This window comes from Gardnerella sp. KA01002, assembly GCF_049244015.1.
In the GTDB taxonomy this organism is placed as follows: Bacteria; Actinomycetota; Actinomycetes; order Actinomycetales; family Bifidobacteriaceae; genus Bifidobacterium; species Bifidobacterium vaginale.
The window spans coordinates 362863-387823 of record NZ_CP058365.1; the positions used below are offsets into that span (position 1 = coordinate 362863).

General features: G+C 41.6%; 18 protein-coding genes and 1 tRNA gene. 17 read left to right on the top strand and 2 right to left on the bottom strand.

Annotation, left to right across the window (positions count from 1 at the left end):
* Nucleotides 1-20 precede the first annotated feature (20 nt).
* Nucleotides 21-2297: a HelD family protein gene (locus tag HXT60_RS01355; protein ID WP_004112275.1), complete on the bottom strand. Its 2277-nt coding sequence runs from the start codon at nucleotides 2295-2297 to the stop codon at nucleotides 21-23.
* A 229-nt stretch (nucleotides 2298-2526) separates the two neighbouring features.
* Here HXT60_RS01355 and mraZ point away from each other — a divergent pair, with 229 nt between their 5' ends.
* The 16 genes from mraZ to tuf all read left to right on the top strand — a co-directional run bounded on the left by mraZ (nucleotide 2527) and on the right by tuf (nucleotide 23003).
* A complete protein-coding gene (gene mraZ, locus HXT60_RS01360; RefSeq protein ID WP_004112277.1) occupies nucleotides 2527-3300 on the top strand; it encodes a division/cell wall cluster transcriptional repressor MraZ in 774 nt (257 codons plus the stop codon).
* A gap of 11 nt (nucleotides 3301-3311) precedes the next feature.
* Nucleotides 3312-4373, top strand: a complete 1062-nt coding sequence (gene rsmH, locus HXT60_RS01365; RefSeq protein WP_004112279.1) for a 16S rRNA (cytosine(1402)-N(4))-methyltransferase RsmH — start codon at nucleotides 3312-3314, stop codon at nucleotides 4371-4373.
* Nucleotides 4373-5005, top strand: coding sequence for a hypothetical protein (locus tag HXT60_RS01370; RefSeq protein ID WP_004112281.1), 633 nt, complete (start codon nucleotides 4373-4375; stop codon nucleotides 5003-5005). Before rsmH ends, HXT60_RS01370 begins: the two co-directional genes overlap by 1 nt.
* On the top strand, nucleotides 5005-7098 hold the full coding sequence (locus HXT60_RS01375; RefSeq protein ID WP_004112286.1) for a peptidoglycan D,D-transpeptidase FtsI family protein: 2094 nt from the start codon (nucleotides 5005-5007) through the stop codon (nucleotides 7096-7098). The genes HXT60_RS01370 and HXT60_RS01375 overlap by 1 nt, the downstream gene beginning before the upstream one ends.
* A gap of 28 nt (nucleotides 7099-7126) precedes the next feature.
* The gene (locus tag HXT60_RS01380; protein WP_004112287.1) at nucleotides 7127-8371 is read left to right on the top strand and encodes a hypothetical protein; all 1245 of its coding nucleotides are present in this window, start codon (nucleotides 7127-7129) and stop codon (nucleotides 8369-8371) included.
* Nucleotides 8372-8464: 93 nt separating this feature from the next.
* Nucleotides 8465-10195 carry a UDP-N-acetylmuramoyl-tripeptide--D-alanyl-D-alanine ligase gene (locus tag HXT60_RS01385; protein WP_004122305.1) on the top strand — a complete coding sequence of 577 codons (1731 nt, stop codon included), beginning with the start codon at nucleotides 8465-8467 and terminating at the stop codon, nucleotides 10193-10195.
* Nucleotides 10192-11295, top strand: a complete 1104-nt coding sequence (mraY, locus tag HXT60_RS01390) for a phospho-N-acetylmuramoyl-pentapeptide-transferase (RefSeq protein ID WP_004116897.1) — start codon at nucleotides 10192-10194, stop codon at nucleotides 11293-11295. Before HXT60_RS01385 ends, mraY begins: the two co-directional genes overlap by 4 nt.
* Nucleotides 11296-11372: 77 nt before the next feature.
* Nucleotides 11373-12950, top strand: coding sequence for a UDP-N-acetylmuramoyl-L-alanine--D-glutamate ligase (gene murD / locus HXT60_RS01395; protein ID WP_009994543.1), 1578 nt, complete (start codon nucleotides 11373-11375; stop codon nucleotides 12948-12950).
* On the top strand, nucleotides 12937-14265 hold the full coding sequence (locus HXT60_RS01400; RefSeq protein ID WP_009994541.1) for an FtsW/RodA/SpoVE family cell cycle protein: 1329 nt from the start codon (nucleotides 12937-12939) through the stop codon (nucleotides 14263-14265). The genes murD and HXT60_RS01400 overlap by 14 nt, the downstream gene beginning before the upstream one ends.
* Nucleotides 14266-14397: 132 nt before the next feature.
* The gene (locus HXT60_RS01405; RefSeq protein ID WP_004112292.1) at nucleotides 14398-15624 is read left to right on the top strand and encodes a UDP-N-acetylglucosamine--N-acetylmuramyl-(pentapeptide) pyrophosphoryl-undecaprenol N-acetylglucosamine transferase; all 1227 of its coding nucleotides are present in this window, start codon (nucleotides 14398-14400) and stop codon (nucleotides 15622-15624) included.
* Between the two features lie 2 nt (nucleotides 15625-15626).
* Nucleotides 15627-17138 carry a UDP-N-acetylmuramate--L-alanine ligase gene (gene murC / locus HXT60_RS01410; RefSeq protein ID WP_101886356.1) on the top strand — a complete coding sequence of 504 codons (1512 nt, stop codon included), beginning with the start codon at nucleotides 15627-15629 and terminating at the stop codon, nucleotides 17136-17138.
* A gap of 64 nt (nucleotides 17139-17202) precedes the next feature.
* On the top strand, nucleotides 17203-18336 hold the full coding sequence (locus HXT60_RS01415) for a cell division protein FtsQ/DivIB (RefSeq protein WP_004575091.1): 1134 nt from the start codon (nucleotides 17203-17205) through the stop codon (nucleotides 18334-18336).
* A 279-nt stretch (nucleotides 18337-18615) separates the two neighbouring features.
* Nucleotides 18616-18987 carry a 30S ribosomal protein S12 gene (gene rpsL, locus HXT60_RS01420; RefSeq protein ID WP_003813881.1) on the top strand — a complete coding sequence of 124 codons (372 nt, stop codon included), beginning with the start codon at nucleotides 18616-18618 and terminating at the stop codon, nucleotides 18985-18987.
* A 3-nt stretch (nucleotides 18988-18990) separates the two neighbouring features.
* Nucleotides 18991-19461, top strand: a complete 471-nt coding sequence (rpsG, locus tag HXT60_RS01425; RefSeq protein WP_004112309.1) for a 30S ribosomal protein S7 — start codon at nucleotides 18991-18993, stop codon at nucleotides 19459-19461.
* A gap of 42 nt (nucleotides 19462-19503) precedes the next feature.
* A complete protein-coding gene (gene fusA, locus HXT60_RS01430; protein WP_004112311.1) occupies nucleotides 19504-21633 on the top strand; it encodes an elongation factor G in 2130 nt (709 codons plus the stop codon).
* A gap of 170 nt (nucleotides 21634-21803) precedes the next feature.
* Entirely contained in the window at nucleotides 21804-23003 is a 1200-nt protein-coding gene (gene tuf, locus HXT60_RS01435; protein WP_004112314.1) for an elongation factor Tu, read from the top strand.
* 350 nt (nucleotides 23004-23353) lie between these two features.
* Here the strand turns inward: tuf and HXT60_RS01440 are convergent.
* Nucleotides 23354-23427: transfer RNA gene (locus HXT60_RS01440), tRNA-Lys, on the bottom strand.
* A gap of 146 nt (nucleotides 23428-23573) precedes the next feature.
* Between HXT60_RS01440 and xseA the strand changes: the two genes are divergently transcribed.
* Complete coding sequence (gene xseA, locus HXT60_RS01445) at nucleotides 23574-24935, top strand: exodeoxyribonuclease VII large subunit (RefSeq protein ID WP_421791224.1); 1362 nt, start codon at nucleotides 23574-23576, stop codon at nucleotides 24933-24935.
* Nucleotides 24936-24961: the final 26 nt, after the last annotated feature.

The following is a 24961-nucleotide window of genomic DNA, read 5'->3' on the forward strand; positions in this document are numbered from 1 at the left end:
CGGGTTTAGTGTTTTTGTGTTTATTTTGAAAAATCAGCGTCATCTTGTGTGCGCAAGATGACTAATCGCTGTGTTGGTCTTGTCATAGCAACGTACAGATTTGCTGCTGCTGTAAGCATAGATGCTGCTTCTTGTTCTATTTTAGAAGGTTGCATCAGAATTACGGCATCGTATTCTAATCCTTTAACGTATTCAGGCGTGCAAACGCTAATCTGACTATCGTCTGAATTCTGTTGAAGTATACGATTGTATTCTTTATCGGAAAGATTTTTACGAAGAGTATCTTTAACGATTTTATCAGTATGGTCTAATAGTTCATTAGGAACTATTATCGCTACGCGACCACTTCCATCTTCTGATACGAATTCTTTAAACAAATCAATGCAATATTTTGAAAGTGTTCTATCTAGTTCATCTTGATGCTTAAGTGTATGGGTAACAAGAGAATCAGGAACAGATCGTACAGCATTAACTGTGGAAATGTACAATCCAGAGTTGTTTGCCACTTTTCCTGCAGCATCTGAAACTTCTTTAGGGTTACGATAATTAATGGTCAACTCGTAAAGATCCCAGTTTGCATCTCCAAACAGTGAGCTCATATTCTTTTGCCAATGATGCGTTCCACCTAAAGCGGATGTTTGAGCAACATCACCAACGATTGTAAATGATCTAGAAGGGCAGCGACGGATTAGCATTCGCCAATCCATTGCTGTAAGCTCTTGAGCTTCATCTACAACCACATGACCATAAGTCCACTCTCTATCTGACGCAGCAAGATTGGCTACAATGCTTGTATCGTCACCTTGAATGTTCTCTATGAGCATATCTGCGGTGACGATTCCATTTCCAATGCCATTTTGAGCAAGTGTTTCAGAAGCGTATTGCTGCTCTTCGAGCTTTTTGCGAGCATTTGCAGCATTTTGTGCCTCAACTTTTGGATCTGCACCTAGAAGCTCCATAGCCTCATCAAGAAGCGGTATATCAGAGCGAGTTAGAGGACTACCTTTTGGTCTAGTTAATACACAAATATCGTCTTCACTTAACCAAGGAGCATATATGCGAAGTTGTTCAGGTTTAGAAAACAGCTGGTCAATAAGCCACGTGGCAGTCATAGGGAGCCAAGCAAGATTCAGAGTAATCTTAAGTTTCTCTTCCATACGAAGCTGAGATGTAATATCGGATATTTCAGACTGCGAAGGAGTGTAATCTAACTGTTCTAGGTATCTATTTCTAAGTGAACTTATAACTGACTTTACGAAGGTTTTGCGAGCCTGATTATGAGGTTGGTGTGTTCGTTGAGCATCTGATTGTGCAAGCTCAATATCCTCTTTTTTGAGTTGTACAGCAAACCCGTTTATGCGTAGCGTTGGTAAATCTTTAGGAACACGTATTCTTGCACAAACAGCGTTCTGAATAACGTTTTTCATGCGATACATTCCCTTAAGCTTTGCCGCATGTGGAGTATCTTCTGCAACAGCATGAACATTTGGGATCAAATCAGAAATTGTTCTACTTACAACACCAGTTTCACCCAAAGAAGGCAAAACTTGATCTATGTATCTTAAGAATGCCGAGCTTGGTCCTACAATCAGAACGCCTGATTTTTCAAGCTTTCTACGATGTGTATAAAGAAGATATGCTGCCCTGTGCAATGCTACTGCGGTTTTGCCAGTACCAGGCCCACCTTGTACAACAATAGTATGGTCAAGAGGAGCGCGAATAATGCGGTCTTGTTCAGCTTGAATAGTTGCAACAATATCCGTCATTTTTCCAGTTCTGCGAGAACCTAGTGAAGCTAGTAAAGCACCTTCGCCTGTTAGAGTTCCCTGCTTAGAAGCCTTGTTTACCTCGTCTGCATGAATATCAAGAATCTCGTCTTCAACTCCAACAACCTCGCGGAATTTAAGAGTTATATGCCTACGCATAACGATGTTTCCATGGTGACGTGGCGTTGCCTCATAGAATGGTCGCGCAGCTTCTGCTCGCCAATCTGTAAGAATAGGATCGTGATTTTCACTGAGTAGACCAATCCTACCTATGTAGTGTCTTGTTCCTTCGCGATCATCAAGTCTTCCAAACACAAGTCTGTCTTCTACGGCTCTAAGTTGAGTTAACCGATCCTCATACATTGTTGCAAATGAATCACGTTCGGTGCGCTGAGTAGGAGAACCGTGTGATCCTGCAGCTCGTACAGCGTCAAGTCTTGTACGAACCGTAGAACGCAAGTCATCCAAGCGTCCGTAAGCGCAATCAACTGCTTGTTGTTCTTCGCTAAGTTGTGAGGAGTACGTAGACATTTGTGTCCGTTCTTCTTAAATGTTGAGCTAAAAACTAGGCGTTTAAGTATATCTCGAGGCTTATACACGGTATTTTCTAAGAAAGTTTTTGCAACGAATGCATAAAGTGGCACTTTTATGAAAAAAATATTATTTTTTTATAAAAAAGTGGGGATTTTTGGTGAGGAATGGGGTAAAATGGTGAACGATGTGCAAGTGGCATATTGCATGTTGAAAAGGAGGTGGAGTTATGGCTCGTAATAATGCGGATGATAATGCGCAGAATAAAGCCAATTCCTCCTTTGTGCATGCTCAAAATCTCTCTGACAGTGATTCACAAAATATTGCTCAAGCTAATGCTCAGGGAATGCATATGCCAATGCAAAATCCTCAAGCGTACGCTCAGCCTTATTATGTGATGCCACAGATGTATCAGCCACAGCAGATTCCGCCAATGCAGCAGATTCCTTTTGCTCAATCCATTAACCAGGCTCCATATTCGGCTTTTAATTCCACTCCTTTACCGACTAATGAAGATTCTCGTGGTAATGGCATAAGCAATCAGAATCAGCAACAGAATCAAACCCCAATTCTTCTTGGCACATATGCTCCAAAAATTGATGGAAAAGGTCGTGTAGCTTTACCAGCGAAATTTAGATCTCAATTAGGGAATGGTTTTGTTATGGCGCGCGGTCAGGAACGTTGCGTATATGTACTGCCAATGCAAGAGTTTCAACGTATTACAACGCAGATTCAGCGCACATCTATGAGCAATAAGTCTGCAAGAGACTATTTGCGAGTGTTTCTTTCTGGCGCTGTAGATCAAGAACCAGATAAGCAGGGACGCATAGTAGTTCCACCAATGTTAAGAGATTACGCAAATCTTGGAGACGAGATTGTTGTAATTGGTGTTGGCACTCGCGCAGAAATATGGAATAAGTCTGCTTGGAACAAATACCTTGCAGATCGTGAGCAAGATTATGCAGATATTGCAGATGATGTTCTTCCGGCGGTGATCCAATGAAAGGTGATCCGATGAAGGACTTATCTACAATACACGCACCAGTATTGCTTGACGATTGTGTAAATCTAGTATCTCCAGCGTTAAACCACAAGAATTCTGTTGTTGTGGATTGCACGCTGGGTCTTGCTGGTCATGCAACAGCTTTTCTTAAAGCTGCTCCTCTTGCAACGCTTGTAGGCATAGACAGAGATGGCGAAGCTCTTGAGCTGGCTACGAAAAGAATGCGTGAAGAAGGATTAGACGAACGTTTTATTCCAGTACATGCAGCATTTGATGAAGTTGACAAAGTTCTTGAAGATTTAGCAATCTACCATATTGATGCAGCATTTATGGATTTGGGACTTTCTAGCTTGCAAATAGACGAAGAAGATAGAGGATTCTCATATTCTCACAACACTGCATTAGATATGAGAATGGACACTACACAAAGCATAACAGCTGCGACTATTCTCGCGACTTATGATTCGCATAAGCTTGCGAATATTTTCCGAGAATATGGTCAAGAGCGTTTTTCTGGTCCAATAGCTCGCAAAATTGTTCAAGTTCGTGAAGAGACTCCGATTACCACATCTGGTCAGCTGGTTGAATTAGTTGATAACGTCATTCCTCGTTTTCATCGTGCTCCAGGAAACCCAGCTAAGAGAGTTTTCCAAGCTCTTCGCATTGAGGTTAATGGAGAATTAGACAAACTTGCTAGGACACTACCAAAGTTGGCTCTGCGTTTAAATCAAGGTGGCAGGATTGTTGTTGAATCTTATCATTCGCTAGAAGATATTGCGGTTAAAAGATTCATGAACAATGGCTTAGAAGTAGATGTTCCAGCGAATATGCCTATTGTTCCAGCAGATGCACAGCCTTTCTTTAAGGCGCTAACTAGAGGAGCTGTAAAAGCATCTAAGGAAGAAATAGCAAATAATACTAGGTCTTCGTCTGTTCGCTTGCGTGCAGTGGAACTGATTCGAGATATTCCAGAACGTTGGATTAAGGAATTTGAATCTATTTCTAGAGGTATTGAAGAATCATCTAATTCTTCGACTATACGATTTGCACATAAAAAAGGGGGTAGGTTCTAATGATTAAACCATTAAAAAACCGTGCTCCTGGATTGTCTACTGTTACTGCAACAGCAGCTCCTGCAGGTCGTGTAAAAGAAAAAGTTGTTGGAGATTCAAGGAAAAATCGTGTTCTAAAATCCCTTCCATTGGTATTTAGCGCATCAGACCGCAGATCTTACACAGTAATGAACCGCTTGCATAAGGTTATAGAGTGGAGCAATACTCGTAAAGCGCCTCTTTTTAATGTGATTATCGTTGTTTTGTTCTTAGTAATCACTCCTACAACATCTCTATTGTTGCGCACAAAAATGGCAGAAATATCTTTTGAACAGGCTGCTACACAATCGAGTATTTCTAGGCTTCGTCAAGATGTAGAAACAGCGCAAACAAAATTAGATACTTTAGAGGCGGATCTTCCAGCAAAAGCGCAAACGATGGGAATGGTTCCGCAGCAAGGTGCAATAACCGTTGATTTAAGCGATTATGCAAATAAAAAGAAAGCTGAAAAAGCAATGCTTGATGCTAAGAAAGCTCAAACACAGGCTAGTTCTAAGAATCAAAAGTCGCAGCCCAAACAGCAGGCGCATGATTCACAACAATCTAAACAACAATCTAAACAACAAAAACCAAAGGATAAGGAGAAACATTGATGAGCCGCCAAATCAAGCAACGTTTCGCCAAATATTCAGGCAAAGTTAATGGAGTTGTTAATTCTATTAAAGACAAAGTTAATAGAACAAGCAATTCCAGTGGATTTTCAAAAACCAGTAAGTCTCTAAAAGATGGTATTAGTCGCGTTTTTAGCTTACTGAAGCTGATTAAAAGAAAATCGCAATTTACAAGGTTTAAAAAGGCCAGCACATACAATGCGAATTCTTATGAGGCTTACGGATCCTATAATCGGTCTGCTGCTAATAAGACTGCTGCGATGAATAGCACAGTTTTTGCAAAGAAGTGCGTAATTGTTGCAATTATTTTTGCGTTTGTTGCAACATGTGCAATAGTAAAACTTAGTTTTATACAGCTTATTAATGCTCGTTCTACTGCTCAGGCGGCTCAAGCAGAACGTATTAGGACAAAACCAATTCTTGCTAGAAGAGGTCGTATTTTAGATACAAACGGTTCAGTTCTTGCTCAAAGTGTTGAAAGATACAATATAATTGCTGATCCTATGAATGCGCAGGCGTTTAAACCTACTCCTTGCACAAAACAAACTGCTGGTAATTGTCATTCGATTAATGGTAAGGATGTTGAAGGTACTGGTGCCGTGGCGGTGGCACGTCTTTTAGCTCCAATTCTTCATATGAGCTCTGTTGAAATCGGCGGAAAGATTTCTGGATTGGGTCGTTACGCAGTTATCAAGAGGAATGTGAAGCCTTCTGTTAAGCGTGCAATTGACAAACTCAACCTTTCTGGTTGTGTTTATGCAGAAAACAGTAGTGAACGAGTGTATTCAAGTGGTCCTATTTTGGGTGCCCTAATTGGTTCTGTCAAAGATGCCGAAGAAAGCTCTAGACCAGAGGCAAAGGGTAGAAGAGGCGAAATAGGTGAATCTGGATTAGAGCTTTCGCAAGATAAAGTTTTAACTGGTACAGATGGATATCAAAAGTATCAGGGAAACAATGTTGGAAATGAGAAAATTCCTGGCACTGTTAGCGAATATAAAGATGCTGTAAATGGTAATGACATAAAGTTAACCATTGACAGCGATGTAGATTGGTACGTTAAAAAAGTTCTTCTTGACGGAATGAAGCAGTACAAAGCTGGATGGGGAATTGCTGTTGTTCAGGATATTCGCACTGGTGAGATTCTTGCGTTAGAAGATACTGACGATATTAAAGCTGGTTCTTCAGCTGCTAGAGCATCTGTTTCTAAAGCGGTTAGCCAGATCTTTGAGCCAGGTTCTATAGGCAAAGTGTTTGCCATGGCTGGAATGGTTCAATCTGGTGCGCGTCAACTCAGCGACAAATTCTCAGTTCCAGGGACAATAGACAAACAAGGTCAGGTTTTCCATGATTCTCACAGTCATGGTATTGAACGTTTAACATTAGCTGGAATTTTAAAGGAATCTTCTAATGTTGGCATGATTTTAGCTGGCGAAAAATATCCTAATAACAAGCGTTATGAGTTTTTGTCTAAGTTTGGAATTGGGCAATATACTGGTTTAGGTTTACAAGGTGAATCTCCTGGTCTTCTTCCAAGCGTACAAGCATGGGATGGTCGTAAGCAAAACACTGTTTTGTTTGGTCAGGGTTATGCCACTAACGCTTTGCAAATTACTAATGCTATTGCGACTATTGCGAACAAGGGTGTAAGGCTCCAACAGTCAATAATCAAATCTGTAATAGATCCTCATGGACGTGTTTCAGAGCACAAGAGACCTCAGGCAACTCGCGTTTTGGATGAACATGTAGCATCGCAAATGTTGAATGCTATGGAAAGCACAGCGGAATCTTACAAGAACTTTATATCAATTAATGGATACCGTGTTGCTGCTAAGAGTGGTACTGCAGAAGTAGCGGGATTCGGTGGAGGATTAAGTTCTATCGTTGCAGATTGTGCTGGAGTCATTCCTGTGGATAATCCACGATTTGCTATTACAGTGGCATTAAGTAATCCTCAGGGAACTTTCGGCGTTGTTGCAGCAGCACCTCTTTTGAAAGCAATTGGAGAATTCTTGATGCAAAAGTATGATGTTCCAGTTTCTACTCCTCGTAGCAACCCTATTGCTGTAGAATGGTGATATACAACAAATAAGGGCGAGTGCGAGTATGAATGCTGTTGATGAATTTTCCAGAACCAGAGTGACGCTTGGTTTTGCTGCTGAACAGTATGGTTTTGAGGTAATTCCTTCCTTTGCATCTGGTGTGACTATTACATCATTAGCTTGTGATGTTAGAAGTGTTAAACCAGGTTGTCTTTTTGTTCCTTCATCTCGAGTAGATAAGAGACAATTAGAGGCTGCTAGAGATGCTGGAGCGTATGCTGCAATGGTTCCTCCAGAGTTTAGATCTGAAGCAATGAGTGTAGGCATTCCTCTGCTGGTATCTTCTAATAATCCAATAACTCTCGGTAAGCTAGCTTGTGATGTTAATTGCGATCCGTCATCTTTTATAGCAACTTTTGCAGTTGCAGGAGATAGTGATGATGAGATTTACGCAAATGTTATACGTTTGGCTGATTTTCTTCATATGCTCGGCAATCCAGTTGGTATTATTAGTGCAGCTGGGTCTAGCTCTCTTCAAAGAGAGTTAGATTTAGAGTATCCTATGGGAATAATTGATATACAGCATAACTTGTCTGTGTGTGTAGAAGATGGCGCTGCAGCTGTTGTAATAGCATTAAATTCTGCAACTCTTAGTAAAGATGCATTGCAGTCTGTTAACGTTGATGTCCTTGGAGTTGAAAGCAATAATGCTTTAGCAATGGCTGGAAGCCTTGACTTATATGCAAGCGACTCTTCTTATTCTGATCCTTACTCTAATACTTCAAAATTTGATAGTCATGCAAATCATGCAAGTCATGCAGATGATAATGCAGATAATCATTCATATAATAAAAAGAAGTATGATTCTGATACTACATTAAATCAGAATTCAAAATCGCAGCAAAAAGTCGAATCACTTAATTCCGATAGTGAATCTCATAGTGAATCCGATAGCGTATCTGATATTTCTTCTTATAGAACTTCTGCTAATAAATCTGATAAACATTACGAAAATAGTTTTATCAAAAATCAAAATGATGATTCCGCTATAGATGAAGAAAGTATGAAGTCCGCGCGACCAGTAATAAGTTTTTATACTCTTCAACAACGTTATGGGTTTGTAAGTCATGAAAGATCTTATTGCGTTATGCGTTCCCGTGAATCAGATGAGTTAGCTGCTTTAGCAGATCAGATTGGTGGCAAGGATGTTCACAAACATCTTTCTCTTTCAATAGCGATGGTTCTTGCAGCTGGAGTTAGAAGAGGAACTATTAAAAGCGCGTTACGAGTGTCTCATGAATTAAAGTAGTGTTAATTAAAGTAGTGTTCAGAAACGTGTTGATGATTAATAGATTTGTTGCAAAGCAAATGAAACCAATGTTGGGAAAATAACGAGGTTATGATGCAAAATAAGACTTTGGGCAATAATACAACGACCAATAATATGCGTATGATGCCTATGAGTGTTAGAGAAGTAGCTGCTGCGGTTAATGGCAGACTTTTTATAGGTGGTTGTTTAGTAAAAGAAAACCATAGTATTACTTCTGAGAAATTTTGCATAACAGATAATGATGTTGTTATTTCAGATAATGATGTTGTTATTTATGCAACAAGTGATTCTCGTAAAGTTGTGGATTCTTCCATATTTGTAGCAATACCAGGCGATCGTGTTGATGGTCATGATTTTGTTCAAAAAGCTGCAGAACTTGGTGCAAAAATTGCAATAGTGGAGCATTTTGTAAAGTTAGATGAGTCTAATAATAGTAAAATTGCTCAAATAGTTGTTGAAAATTCGGTTGAAGCTCTTGGACTTTTAGCAAAACACAATCTTGAGCGTCGCCGCGCGTTAAATACACCATTTAGTATTATCGGCATAACTGGTTCAGTAGGAAAAACCACTACAAAAGATATGCTCAAGGCTCTTCTTTCAACGCTCGGTAACACTGTTGCACCAATTGGATCTTTTAATAATGAAATTGGTTTGCCGTTAACATCTTTGCAAGTAAATGAAAACACGAGATTCCTTATTGCAGAAATGGGAGCAAATCATGTTGGCGAAATCGCAAAACTAACCACAATAGCTCCTCCTGATTTAGCTGTTGTATTGAAGGTGGGTGTTGCGCATTTAGGTGAGTTTGGTTCTGTAGAAAGAATTGCTCAGGCAAAAAGTGAGATTGTTAGAGGTCTTGTTGCACACGGAATAGCAATTTTAAATGCTGATGATTTTCGAGTATCTGCAATGCGTTCTTTAGCTGATCAAGATAAATTGCGTTGGTTTGGTAAAAACACCAATACGGAAGGTGATTTTGACGCATCTAACAATGGCAATTACCAATTGTCTGCAAGTGATATTTCATTAGATGAAATGGGTTGTGCAGAATTTGTTCTTAATGAGAAGAATGAGGATAAGTTTAAAAACTCAGTTAGAGTCCATCTTGCTATACAGGGACAGCATAATGTTATGAATGCAATGGCTGCTTCTAATGTGGCAAGATATTTTGGAATGAATCTTGAGAGTATTGCTAAAGTTTTGCATGAAGTTTCGCATATTAGTCCGCATAGAATGCAGCTTTCTAAAATTTCTAACAATAATAATGTTTTTACGCTTATTGACGATTCATTCAATGCAAACCCTGATTCCATGAAGGCTGGAATTGATGGATTGTGTTCTTATGAAAATCATGACTTACATAATTTAAACGTTAATGCTGAAGAAGATCTAACAAGTAAAAAGAATAATATTTTTAGAATAGCAGTTCTTGGATCTATGTTAGAGCTTGGTTCTAATGAGAATAATATGCATGAATCAATAGGCGAATATGTTGCAAAGCATAATATTGATGCGCTAATAGCTGTTGGTTCTAAGTTCGATAAAAAATTAGATGAACTAGCTGGTTGCATTTATAAAGGTGCTAAAGATAATTGGCAGAATAAGAGCCTTGATGTTGAAAATGGCGTATATTTTGTTCATGATTGCACTGAGGCGGATAACGTTGTGTGGAACCTTGTGGCCGCGCATTCGAGTAGTGTTGTGTTATTGAAGGGGTCTCATGCTTCAGGCTTGAGCGTGTTAGCTGAACGCTGGTCTAAACTTAATGAGAGTCTTAATGAACATACGGAGGTTAACCTGTGATTGCGCTTATCGTGGGAATTGTGGTATCGCTGATTGTTACTATTGTCGGTACGCCGCTTTTAATCCGCTTAGTACACCGTTTAAATTACGGTCAGTACATTCGTCAGGACGGTCCACAATCTCATTTAGTTAAACGTGGAACTCCTACAATGGGAGGTGTTGTTATAAACCTTGCTGTTGTAGTTGGTTGGGCTGCTTCTGCTCTTTACAGATACTTCTCTGTTGGGCGTACTCCATCTTGGTCTGCGGTTCTTGTGCTTTTTGCAATGCTTTCTATGGGTTTCCTTGGGTTCATTGATGACTTTGCAAAAGTTCGTAAAAAACAGAATCTTGGTCTTTCGGTTCGTGCAAAGCTGGTTGGTCAAATTATTTTTGCAAGCATTTACGCACTTTTGGCTCTAATGCTACCAACTCAGTCTGGTATTGCTAGTGCTCAGGCTGGTATGAGCTTTATTGAAAAACCATTCCTTGATTTTTCAATGTTTGGGCAAGTCGTAGGAATTGTGGTTTTTATTATTTGGGTTAACTTCTTGATGGCGGCTTGGTCTAATGCTGTAAATCTTACAGATGGTTTAGATGGTTTAGCTTCTGGCTCTTCAATGATTGCTTTTGCTGGTTACGCTATGATTGCGTTCTGGGAAAGTTACCACGTTAAAGGTGGCGGTCATTTTGGTTTCTCGTACGCAGTATCTGACCCTCTTGATTTGACTATTATTGCTGTTTGTGCAGCTGTTGCCTGCTTTGGATTCTTATGGTACAACTCAAATCCTGCTCAGGTATTTATGGGAGATACGGGATCATTGGCATTAGGCGGTCTTTTTGCTGCTCTTTCTATAGCTACTCATACCGAGTTCCTAGCTGTTATTTTGGGCGGACTATTTGTTATAGAAGCATGTAGTGATGTAATTCAGGTTGGATGTTTTAAGCTTACGCATAAGCGAGTGTTTAAAATGGCTCCTATACACCATCATTTTGAGCTTGTTGGCTGGGCAGAAGGTAAAGTCGTTGTCCGTTTTTGGATGATTGAGCTTATGTTTGTACTTTCTGCATTGATGATGTTTTATGCGGATTGGGCTGGTCATTCTGGGTTACTGATTTAACGATTAGTTCTGACTTAACGATTAGCATTGACTTAGTAATTGAGTATCTACTTGGTAATTGGTGAGGGTTAAATAATATGAGCAGCGTTGCAGAAGATTGCTTGCTTAGGGAATTGTCGTTCCACAAGAAGTTCCCATTCAATAATGTTCTTGTGGCGGGTCTTGGTGTTTCTGGCATTGGTGCTGTAGAAGTGCTTAAATCTGTTGGTGCTACAGCGATTACTGCAGATGAGCGTAAGGAAGAGGCTCAGGTACACGATTTTTCCAAGATTGATTGGGATAATATAGATGCTGTTGTAACATCTCCTGTTTTTAATCCTCGTACACCTTTTATTCTAGAAGCGCAGAAGCGTAATATTCCAGTTATTAGTGAAGTGGAGCTTGCTTGGCTTGTTCGTGTAAACTCAGATAAAACCAATAATCCTGCACCTTGGGTTGGAATCACTGGTACGAATGGAAAAACTTCAACTACAGAGATGACTTCCGAAATGCTAACTGCTTGTGGTTTTGATGCTCCTGCAGTAGGAAATATTGGAAAATCGGTTTCTCACGCTGCTATGGAATCAGAGCATGATGTTTTGTGTGTAGAATTAAGCTCTTTCCAGCTTCATTTTACTAATTCGATGAGATTAGATTGTGCAGCTATTACTAATATTGCTGCGGATCATTTAGATTGGCACGGTGGGATTGAAGCTTACGCAAAAGACAAGTCTAAAGTTTTTAATGGGGTTAAAAAGGCTCTTGTTTATAATGCTCAGGATTCTAGAGTAAGTGAACTTGCAGCTAACGCTCAAGTAGAAGATGGTTGTAAGAAAATTGGCTTTACACTTGAACCTCCAGAATCTGGAGAAATAGGTGTTGAAAATGGTTGGATTGTAGATAAGAGTGGTGTTGCTGGCGGAAAAGTTGGAGATCCAGTTAAATTAGTGGAGCTAAGGGATCTTAAGCATTTATGCGAACCAGACGGAAGCGTATATCCTCATCTTCTTGCAGATGCTTTGACTGCTTTAGCTCTTACATTAGGGTTGAATCCAGATGTTGAAAATGCTGTAAAAGCTTTGTGTAACTTTGCTCCAGGAGGTCACAGGATTCAAACTGTTGCAACTTTAAATGCTGACGATAATCTTCCTGAACACTCGATTCGTTTTGTAGATGATTCAAAGGCTACTAACGCTCACGCTGCAGCAGCATCTATTTCTAGTTTTGGTAAAAAATCTGTAATTTGGATCGCTGGGGGGCTTGCAAAAGGCGGTTGTTTTGAAGATCTAGTTAAAGATAATAGAAGTATTATAAAGGCTGCTGTTGTGATTGGTGTAGATCAAAAACCGATTATAGAAGCTCTTAATGCTAATGGAAAAGATATTCCAGTAACTATTGTTTCTCCAGATGGAACAGGTTGTGAATCTTTTGATTATGCGGATGATTCTGTTCTTAAAAAAGTGGAAAACGATAAGACTATTAGCCCAGATCCTTCTCTAGGTCAAAAAGTTATTTCTACAGCAGTTGATGCTGCCGGACGCTATGCAAAACAAGGAGATGTTGTGTTGCTGGCTCCAGCGTGTGCATCAATGGATCAGTTTGTGTCTTATGCGGATCGCGGATCTCGTTTTGCTAAAGAATCTGAGCGATGGGTTAATAGTCATGAACGTGAATAGCAAAAAATCTAATCCTAACAATGCTAATAAAAAGCCTTTGCGATTGTTTTCTTCTAGTAAAAAACAGCGTTCTACTAAATCGTCAAGAGCGTATGAAACTTTTAATGAAAACAGTCATGCTTTTAAACAATACGTTGGTATTCGTAGCATATTTAACCCATTATGGTGTTTGTATGGTTTAAGAATATCTGTTGCAATGCTTTCTGTTTTCGGCTTATTTATGGTTTTTTCAAGTTCCTCAGTGACTATGATTACTTATGGAGCAGGTCCTTGGGGTTCTGGAATAAGTCAATTGATTTATTGCATTATTGGATTTATTGGTTATTTGATTGTTTCTCGTCTTCCAGTCGATTTCTATAAAAGTAAGATTATTGTTATTTACGCAATATCTGTTTTTATGCAATTTTTGACTTTTGTGCCAGGAATTAGACATGAGGTTAATGGTAATGCTAGCTGGATTAAAATAGGTCCTTTTACAATGCAGCCCGCAGAAATAACCAAGTTAGCTATATGTATTTGGCTTCCTATGGCTCTTGTACTGGCTAAAAAAGCTTATGAGCGTGTTCAAATGCGCGCATACATTCCGTCTGTAGTGGCTCTCGGAGTTTCATTGCTTCTTGTTGTTGCTGGTAAAGATCTTGGTACTGCGTTGATTATTCTTCTTATAGCCGTAGTCGCATTTTATATAGGAGGATTCCCTACAAAGTGGCTCGTTATCGCTCTTATATCTGCATCTGCAGCTGTTTTATTGTTGGTTGTTACTAGTCAAAATCGTATGAGGCGTATTCTTGCGACTATCCATGGTTGTGATGCTAAGTCTATAAAAGGCGTGTGCTTCCAAGCTATTCATGCGCAATATGCTATGGCTTCTGGTGGTCTTATGGGTGTTGGCATAGGTAATTCTCGAGAAAAATGGAATTATTTACCTTATGCTCATAATGATTTTATTTTTGCGATTATCGGCGAAGAAATGGGATTTTTTGTAGCGTCTTGTGTGATTCTTCTTTATATTGTTATTGGATGGTGTTTGTTAACTTCCGCATTGCAATCTCATAGTAAGTTTGTTTCGATATCTCTTATAAGTATTGCTACATGGATTGTAGGTCAGGGTTTAATAAACATATTGGTTGTGGTTCAAGTTCTTCCTGTTATGGGTGTTCCTATGCCGTTTATTTCTGCTGGTGGTTCGTCTTTAGTTATGTGCTTGTTGAGTATTGGTGTTGCGGACTGTTTTATTAGAAGTAACCCTTATATTAAGCCTAGTGTTAATAGCAGTATTAAGTCAGTTTCTAGTGAGGATGACAATAAACGTTAAAGTCTGGTTATTGTCTAATTGTTTAGTCTTAGATTAAAGTTTTAGATTAGGTTAGAAATTATTATAATTAGTGGTTTTAGATTGATTTAAATTTATTTTAGATTCACTCTAGCTCGAATGTAGGTGGTTTATATGGAAGATGTGAACTCTGATTCCTCTGTCGATAATGTCGATGAAGATTCTTTGCATGTTGTTTTAGCAGGGGGCGGAACAGCAGGTCATGTTAATCCTCTTCTTTCTGTAGCTAGCGCGTTAAAAGATTTAGATGAATCTGTAAAAATTAGTGTTATTGGAACTAATGTTGGATTAGAAAAGACTCTTGTTCCACAAACTGGTTTATCGCTTGATGTCATTGAGAAAGTTCCTTTTCCTAGAAAACCTAATTTATACATGTTTAAGTTTCCTTTTAAATGGGTTCGTGAAAAGAATAAGGTTCGTGAAATACTGAAAAAAAGACGCGCTGATGTTGTTGTTGGTTTTGGTGGTTATGCTTCTGCTCCTGTTTATTCGCAAGCTCACAGCATGAGATTGCCTATTGTTATTCATGAGCAGAATGCTCGTGCTGGAATGGCAAATAAACTTGGTGCGCGTTGGGCTAACATGATTGGTTGTGTTTATGATGGCACTGGTTTATGCTCAAAATTAGGTTCGTGCACAAAAGCGTTACGAGTCGGTTTGCCTCTTAGAAAAGCGATATCTGATTTATGCGCACAAATTACACAAGATTCTGATTTAGCTAGGATAGAAGGTGCTAAAAAGCTTGGATTAGATCCAAGTAGACCTATTGTACTTGTTACAGGTGGGTCTTTAGGTGCTAAAAGTTTGAACGATTCTGTTTCTATTGCTGCTGGCGATTTGCTTAAGTGTGCTCAAATAGTTCATCTTACGGGTTCTGGAAAGTCTAAAGAAGTTAAAGATAATGTTGCGCGAGTGGCTGGTCTTAATCAAATAAACGACGTTAAGCCAGAGCATGCAGGTTTAGGTGATTATCATATTTGTGAATATTTGGAGAGGATCGACTGGGCTTTTGCTTGTGCAGACTTGGTGATTTGTAGGTCTGGCGCTGGTACTGTTGCAGAAATATCTGCTATTGGTCTTCCTGCAATTTACGTTCCGCTGCCGATTGGTAATGGTGAGCAGCGTTTTAACGCACAGCCTGTTGTGGATGCAGGAGGAGCGATTATGGTTAGCGATTCTGATTTTACTGTTGATTGGATTCGTGACAATGTGTTGAAATTGCTTGACAATACAAATCGTCTTGAACAAATGCGTGAAAAATCTTGGAAATATGGCATTCGTGATGCTGCGAGTGTAATGGCAAAATATATTCTTGATATTGCAAAAGAAAGCAGAAGATAATTATGGATATTAATATGAATCCTATGCGCTCAGCATTTGAAGCAGACCAGACTATATCTTCGTTAGGCTCTGTTCACTTTATTGGAATAGGCGGAGCTGGAATGAGCGTTTTGGCAGAAATGCTACACGAAGAAGGGGTGGAAGTAAGTGGATGTGATTGTCAAGAAAATGACCACACAAGACGCTTAGAAGAACTTGGAATAAATGTAAAAATAGGTCAAAGTGCAAGTCATGTAAAAAATTCCGATATTCTTGTGTATTCTAGCGCGATTAAGCCGAGTAATCCTGAAATTATTGCTGCTTATCAAAATGGTGTGAAACTTGTACACAGAAGTGATATCTTATCCCTGCTTTTAAGTGCTAAAAGGGGAGTAACTGTTGCTGGAGCGCATGGCAAAACTACAACAAGCTCACTTTTAGCACATATTTTGCGAGTTTGTGGTAAAGGTGATCTAGCAGACCCGAGTTATGCGATTGGTGGATCTATTCAAGCACAAGATGGTGGTGAAATAGACGGAGGGCATGCTGGCAGCGGAATCGTTATGGTTGCGGAGGCGGATGAATCCGACGGCAGCTTTGAAAAATATAATCCGTATATTGCAATTGTTACAAATGTTGAAGCGGATCATTTGGATCATTATGGAAATGCGCAAAATTATCGCTCGGCTTTTGTTGAACATTTAAGCCATGCTCTTGGGCATATTGTGATTTGTGCAGATGATGATGGCGCTCGTGCCGTTTTAGATGCTTTAAGCGATGATTCTCTTAAAAAAACAATCGTTTACACAAGTAATAAAGATAATGTTTCTTTGCTGAATGATCGAGTGAAAAGTTTTGTAAAATTTGCCTTTATTGAGAATGAAAGTGAAAAAACGGGTAGCGGAAGTGAATCGTTTGTTATTGAATTTAATGGCGATTTTATAGACGTTAATCTTATAATTCCAGGATTGCATAATGCTAGGAACGCATGTGCTGCTATTATTGCTGCGATGCTTTTAGGCATGAGCCCTAAAGATGCGGCAGATGGTGCTTCTAGTTTCCGTGGGGCTTCTAGGCGATTCGATATTCGTGGGTGTGTTAATGGAGTAACGGTTGTAGACGATTACGCGCATCATCCTACGGAAATAGATGCTCTTTTGCGCGCTGCAAGAAGAAGATATCCGAATGCTAGTATTCGTGTTCTTTTCCAGCCGCATCTGTTTTCTAGAACTCGCTCTTTTGCGCACGAATTTGCATCTGCATTATCTCTTGCAGATGACGTGATCGTCACTGGAATTTTCCCAGCTAGAGAAAAACAGGAAGATTTCCCAGATATTCACGCGTCAACTATTGTTGATGTAGCTAGGAAAGATGATATTACGTCTAATATCGAGGCAGTGGAAGATATGCGTGAAGGTGCTCTAAAATTGGCTAGTCGAGCAAAAAATGGCGATGTTCTGTTTACTGTTGGAGCAGGAAGTATCACAGCTATGACATCTGTTATGCTTGAAGCATTGAGTTACAAAAGTTTGTGAGTTTATAAGAGTTTATAAAATTTTAAAGCAGATAAAAGTCGTAAGCTGATTTAAGAGGTAGTGTATGGGGCGTGTGATTTTTAGCAAGTCTGAAGGTCGTACTGTATCTAGTACGACTGGAAACGATGCGGAAAATCGTAACCTGATTTCTAAAAAATCATTGCGCAAAAAAGGTAGAACAGCAAAATCGAATTTAACTACATCTGATAGTTCTATTGAGTTTGTTACATCTTCCGTGCCTACAACTGCATCTAAATCTTCTGCGTCTTCTGTAACTGCAGAGTTTTCTGTATCGGGTGAATCTACAAAAAATAATGCTTCTAAGAACACTTTTGTAGATGCTAGGAGACTTTCTGTAGTTGATTTTGTAAAACAGACTTTGCGTTCAACCGCTGGGCCATTAGGTATTGTTTCTAGGCCTAAAGTTATAGATTTCAGTGCTAGAGAAAAAGAAAAAAAGTTCGCTAGTTTACGTACGATTCTGTTGAGATTTCTCTATAGTTTTCTGATAATTGCATCTATAACATTGCTATGTTGGGTTCTATTCTTTTCTCCTGTATTTAGACTTAAGTCTAAAAATATTAGTATTTTTGGCTCTAACGAATGGGTTAGTGAGCAAAAAATTTCGTCTATTGCGTCTAATCAGGTAAATAAATCGCTGTTTTTAGTGTCATCTCAAGAAATAATTGAGCAACTTAATAACATACCTGGTGTTACAGAAGCTAAGGTTTCAAAAAAATTCCCTCAAGGATTGCAAATAACGGTTAGAGCGCAAAAGCCTGCTGCGATACTTAAATCTCACGGTAGTGAAAAATTAACAGCTGTTGACGTTAAAGGTAGAGTTCTTAATGCAGTTGAAAATGTTCCTACTACAGGCATTCCAGTTATTGAAGTTACAGACGTTCACAAGAGTTTGAGCAGTAAGGCTGTACGTGAGGCGTTGAAAATTGTAAGTTCTTTGTCTGAAGATTTTCGTTCACATGTAATGCGAGTCAGTGCCAGAACTCAGGATTCTGTTGAAACTGAGATTTCTTCCACTGTTTCTAACGTAGAAATTCATCGTGTAATTGTTTGGGGTGATTCTTCAGATTTAGATCTTAAAAAGGCGATTGTAGACGTGATTATCAATGATCCTAGCAAAATTGGAAACAGGCAACGTCTTGATGTTTCTGCTCCCGCGAGACCTATTTTAAAGTAGTTCGTTTAAGCGGATCTTATTTAAGCGTATTTTAATTGTCAAGCAAGGATGTATAATAGTAGTTCGTGTGTGCCAACGGTGCGCCTTATGTTATAGGTGTTCTCGTTGGGATATCCCAAGTGCCAAGGATAGCGCGCAGTAATGCGTGGCTGGAGGCACGAGGGCCATCGGGCCGGTGGACTGTGGCTTTTACTCTTTTAACCGATTCATGGTTTAAGGTGTGCTGCAGTGTGGCGGTTTTCACCAAATAGAAGATAACAATGAATCGGAGAACTTAAGTTGCCTACGATTGAACAACTCGTCCGTAAGGGACGTCAGGCCAAGCCTAAGAAGTCAAAGACTTTGGCCTTGAAAGGTAGCCCGTTGCGTCGTGGCGTGTGCACTCGTGTGTACACCACCACTCCTAAGAAGCCAAACTCTGCGCTTCGTAAGGTTGCTCGTGTGCGCCTCAGCTCGGGTATTGAAGTAACCGCCTATATTCCAGGCGAAGGTCATAACTTGCAGGAGCACTCCATTGTGCTCGTGCGCGGTGGCCGTGTGAAGGATCTCCCAGGTGTGCGTTACCACATCGTGCGTGGTGCTCTCGATACCCAGGGTGTTAAGGACCGCAAGCAGGGTCGTTCCCTGTATGGAGCAAAGAAGGCGAAGTAAAACATGTCACGTAAAGGACCTGCAAAAAAGCATCAGCTGCTTCCTGATCCAATCTACGGCTCGACCGTCGTGGCTCAGTTGATTAACAAAATTCTTCTCGATGGCAAGAAGTCCATCGCAGAAAACATCGTCTACACTGCTCTTGAGCAGGTGAAGGCAAAGACCGAGCAGGAGCCAGTTTCTGTTTTGAAGCGCGCTCTCGATAACATTCGTCCAAGCCTTGAGGTTCGTTCCCGCCGCGTCGGTGGTGCAACCTACCAGGTGCCAGTCGAAGTTAAGCCTGCTCGTGCAAACACTTTGTCCTTGCGCTGGCTTACAGACTTCTCCCGCCTTCGTCGTGAGAAGACTATGGCTGAGCGTTTGGCTAACGAAATTCTCGATGCCTCCAATGGCTTGGGTGCTTCTGTAAAGCGCCGCGAGGATACCCACAAGATGGCAGAAGCAAACAAGGCTTTTGCTCACTATCGCTGGTAATCCACAAGATAATCGGTATCTTAAAGAGCTAAGGATAATAATATGGCACAAGATGTGCTTAACGACCTGAATATGGTTCGTAACATCGGCATCATGGCGCACATCGATGCTGGTAAGACTACTACCACCGAGCGTATTCTTTACTACACTGGTAAGAATTACAAGATCGGTGAAACTCACGATGGCGCATCCACCATGGACTTCATGGCACAGGAGCAGGAACGCGGTATTACTATTCAGTCTGCTGCAACCACTTGCTTCTGGCAGCGTCAGACTCATGACACTGACGATCGCTACCAGATCAACATCATCGATACACCAGGACACGTTGACTTTACCGCAGAGGTTGAGCGTTCTTTGCGTGTTCTCGACGGTGCTGTTGCAGTGTTCGATGGTAAGGAAGGCGTGGAGCCTCAGTCTGAAACCGTTTGGCGTCAGGCTGATAAGTATAGTGTTCCACGTATTTGCTTCATCAACAAGATGGATAAGCTTGGCGCAGATTTCTACTATTCTGTTAAGACTATTAAGGAAAAGCTTGGTGCTAAGCCTCTCGTTATTCAGCTTCCAATCGGTGCTGAAAACGACTTCCTTGGTGTTGTTGACTTGATTCGTATGAAGGCTTACGTCTGGAATGACGTTAAGGACGATATGGGTGCCCACTACGACACCGTTGACATTCCTGCAGACCTGCAGGAGCGTGCAGAAGAATATCGTGCCGAGCTTATGGATCAGGTTGCAGAAGCTGACGAAGAGTTGCTTGAGAAGTACCTCGAATCTGGAGAGCTTTCTGAAGAAGAAATGCGCGCGGGTATTCGCAAGCTTACTATTGCTCGCGAAGCCTTCCCAGTAACTTGCGGTTCTGCATTCAAGGATAAGGGCGTTCAGCCAATGCTGGATGCTGTTGTTGACTTCCTTCCAAGCCCAGAAGATGTTCCATCTATTAAGGGCTTTGATCCAAGCGACGAATCTGTTGAAATTGATCGTAAGCCAGTAAACACCGATCCATTTGCAGCTTTGGTGTTCAAGATTTCAACCCATCCATTCTATGGAAAGCTTGTGTTCGTGCGCGTGTATTCTGGTGAAGTTAAGCCAGGCGATTCTGTGTACGATTCCACCAAGTCCAAGAAGGAACGTGTTGGTAAGATCTTCCAGATGCACGCAGATAAGGAAAATCCTGTAGATTCTGCAGAAGCTGGAAACATTTACACCTTTGTCGGTTTGAAGAATGTCAGCACTGGTGATACTTTGTGCGACGAAAAGAACCCAATTTCTTTGGAATCCATGACCTTCCCAGATCCTGTTATCGAGGTTGCTGTGGAGCCAAAGACGAAGGCAGATCAGGAAAAGATGAGCTTGGCTTTGGCTAAGCTTTCTGATGAGGATCCTACCTTCCAGGTTAAGACCGATGAAGAGTCTGGTCAGACTTTGATTTCTGGTATGGGCGAGCTTCAGCTCGACATTATTGTGGATCGTATGCGCCGCGAGTTCAAGGTCGAAGCGAATGTTGGTAAGCCACAGGTTGCTTATCGTGAAACCATTCGTAAGGCTGTTATGAACCAGGAATACACCCACAAGAAGCAGACTGGTGGTTCTGGTCAGTTCGCAAAGGTTTTGATGAACTTCGAGCCAATCGATCCAGAATCTGGCGAAGTCTATCAGTTCGTTAACGAGGTCACTGGCGGCCACATTACTAAGGAATTCATTCCTTCCATCGACGCAGGTGTGCAGGAAGCTATGGAATCTGGCGTTTTGGCAGGCTTCCCAGTGGTTGGCGTTAAAGCAACCGTTACCGACGGTCAGACTCACGACGTTGATTCTTCGGAAATGGCCTTCAAGATTGCAGGTTCCATGTGCTTCAAGGAAGCTGCTCCTAAGGCTCACCCAGTAATCCTCGAGCCAATTATGGCAGTGGAAGTTCGTACTCCAGAAGAGTACATGGGTGACGTTATGGGCGATTTGAACTCCCGTCGTGGAAACATTCAGTCTATGACCGACGCTACTGGCGTTAAGGTTATTGACGCTAAGGTTCCACTGAGCGAGATGTTCGGCTACATTGGTGATCTTCGTTCCAAGACTCAGGGACGTGCAATGTTCACCATGCAGATGGACTCTTACGCGGAAGTTCCAAAGGCTGTTTCGGACGAGATTATTAAAGCCCAGCGCGGCGAGTAAAAGCGCACGCTACTTCGGTGTTTTGTGTCCCTAGTTAACGCTAGAATTTCGTACGTTGACTGGGTTCTGGCACCGAAGTGGCACCTAACCCAGAAACCCAGTAAATATGTAGCGAGAGGCTTCACATAAGGTTGTGAAGCAAACTACGAGACGTCCAGGAGGACAAACACATGGCAAAGGAAAAGTACGAGCGTACTAAGCCGCATGTTAACATTGGTACCATCGGTCACGTTGATCACGGTAAGACTACCTTGACCGCGGCTATTTCTAAGGTGCTGCATGGCGAGTATCCAGATCTGAACCCTCAGTATGACTTCGATCAGATCGACGCCGCTCCAGAAGAGAAGGAGCGCGGCATTACCATTAACATCGCCCACATCGAGTATCAGACGGCTGCACGCCACTATGCTCACGTGGACGCCCCAGGCCACGCTGATTACGTTAAGAACATGATCACTGGTGCCGCTCAGATGGATGGCGCAATCCTCGTGGTTGCTGCTACCGACGGTCCAATGGCTCAGACCCGTGAACACGTCTTGCTTGCTAAGCAGGTCGGCGTTCCAAAAATTCTTGTTGCTTTGAACAAGTGCGATATGGTTGACGACGAAGAGCTTATCGATCTCGTTGAAGAAGAGGTTCGTGACCTCCTCGAAGAAAACGGCTTCGATCGCGATTGCCCAGTCATCCGTACTTCCGCTTACGGCGCTTTGCATGATGACGCTCCAGACCACGACAAGTGGGTAGAGACCGTCAAGGAACTCATGAAGGCTGTTGACGAGTACATCCCAACCCCAACTCACGATCTTGACAAGCCATTCTTGATGCCAATCGAAGATGTGTTCACCATCTCCGGTCGTGGTACCGTTGTCACCGGTCGTGTTGAGCGTGGTAAGCTCCCAATCAACACCCCAGTTGAGATCGTTGGTTTGCGCGATACCCAGACCACCACCGTCACCTCTATCGAGACCTTCCACAAGCAGATGGATGAGGCAGAGGCTGGCGATAACACTGGTCTTCTTCTCCGCGGTATCAACCGTACCGACGTTGAGCGTGGTCAGGTTGTGGCTGCTCCAGGTTCTGTGACTCCACACACCAAGTTCGAAGGCGAAGTTTACGTCTTGACCAAGGACGAAGGTGGCCGTCACTCGCCATTCTTCTCCAACTACCGTCCACAGTTCTACTTCCGTACCACCGATGTTACTGGCGTTATCACCTTGCCAGACGGCATCGAAATGGTTCAGCCAGGCGATCACGCAACCTTCACTGTTGAGTTGATCCAGGCTATCGCAATGGAAGAGGGCTTGACCTTCGCAGTTCGTGAAGGTGGCCGTACCGTTGGTTCTGGTCGTGTGACCAAGATTCTTGCCTAGTATTTTTTCTAACTGAAGATATTAGTTAAGTCTTAGAAAAGACCCCATGAGGAAAATCGTGGGGTCTTTTTGTATTTTCTGTTGAAGAATTACACATAGATCGTTTTGTGTTGTTTGGTGTGTTGTTTGGCGTTGTTTAGCGTGTTTTGAATTTTTACTTTTTTATAGTTATCACAAAAATTATCACAACATTGTTTTTTTTTTAAATGTTATTGTGTAAATGGCGAAAGTGTGTCTGAGAGTCAGTCTTTTGTTGGAATATTGGGATAAATCGTATATAAATCATATGTGAATAATGAAAAATCTAAATACGAAAAAACCCAAGCCATAAAGCTTGGGTTTTCAAAGAGTGCCCCCTCAGGGATTCGAACCCTGGACACGCTGATTAAGAGTCAGCTGCTCTAACCAACTGAGCTAAAGGGGCGTTGGTCATTTCTTGAGCCGAGTAATAACTATACTCAGAATCACTTTATTTGCAAGTCACGGCGTGTCGTGTTTTGCGTATTTTTTCGGCGTTTGTTGTGCATATTTTAAACGCTTGTTGTCCATCTTCTAAAAGAAACTTAGTGTATGTCTTTGTTAAATATGACGCTTTTCAATCAAGATTCTGGCTATCCTCACAATGACTATCCTCACAATGACAACGTTAGTCAAAATGAAGTTAGTCAAAATAGCTATGACAGTCGAAATAGTAGTGCCACTCGCACGCTACCTTTACGCGCAAGTGACACGACTGCCGAAAATCCTTGGCCAGTAAGCGTTATAAGCCAAAAGTTCCATGGTGCTGTAGAAAAGTGGCCTGCAGCTTGGGTAGAAGGTCAGATTGTTGAAATCAATATGAGAAGGTCTACGTCTGGCTACATAACGCTCAGAGACAGTAACGAAGACATTTCAATCTCCATAATGGGCTTTAGCAAGTTTGTTCAGCAAGCGAAAGATTTGCGGCAGGGCGATAGAGTAGTTGTTCACGGCAAGGCAGATATTTGGGTAAAAGCAACGCGATTGAGCTTTGTTGCAGACGAAATTAGACGTGTTGGTGCTGGCGACTTAAAAGCGCAAATAGACGAGTTGCGCAAAAAGCTTAAAGGCGAAGGCTTGTTCGACGCAGAAAACAAGGTGCCTCTGCCCGAGTTCCCAAAGTGCATTGGTCTAGTGTGTGCGCCTCAAGCTCGCGCCGAGGGCGATGTTATTACAAACGTGAATTTGCGCTGGCCTGTAACGCGTTTTAAGGTGGTTCACGCGCATGTTCAGGGTGTGCAATGCCCAGCGGACGTTATTGCGGCCATTAAGCAGCTAGATGCCGATCCAGAGGTTGATGTGATTATTGTTGCGCGCGGCGGCGGTAGTTTTGAAGATTTGATTGGTTTTTCGGACGAGGGCGTGGTTCGCGCTACGGCTGCTTGCGTAACTCCGATTGTTTCTGCGATTGGTCACGAAGACGATTGGACGCTTATTGATTTGGCTGCAGATATGCGAGCTTCTACGCCTACAGACGCAGCAAAGCGCGTTGTTCCAGATGTTAACGAGCAATGGCAGTTGATTGACAACGCTTTGCAACATGCGCGCATGAGGATTTCTGCGCGAGTTGACAATGAGATTCGACTTGTTGAAGGCTACGCGAACCGTCCTAGCCTTACTAGACCGAGCACTATGCTGGAGCCGCATGAGTTGTTTGTGCAGCAGGCCGTTGAACGAATGAGGCATGGTTTGGTGCGGCTGCTTGACGACGCTAGTTTGACTGTTGAAAAGGCACATGCCAGTATTACGGCTCTTAGTCCGCAATCAACGCTTAATCGAGGTTACGCAGTTGTGCAAATTAGCGGTGGGAAAGTACTCGATGATTCTAGTCGTGTAAAAACTGGCGATGATATAACTGTTACTCTTAAAAGTGGCTTGATTACAGCTAGCGTTACTTCTGTAGAAAAGTCGTAAAGTCGTAAAATCTAAAGCTGTAAAGT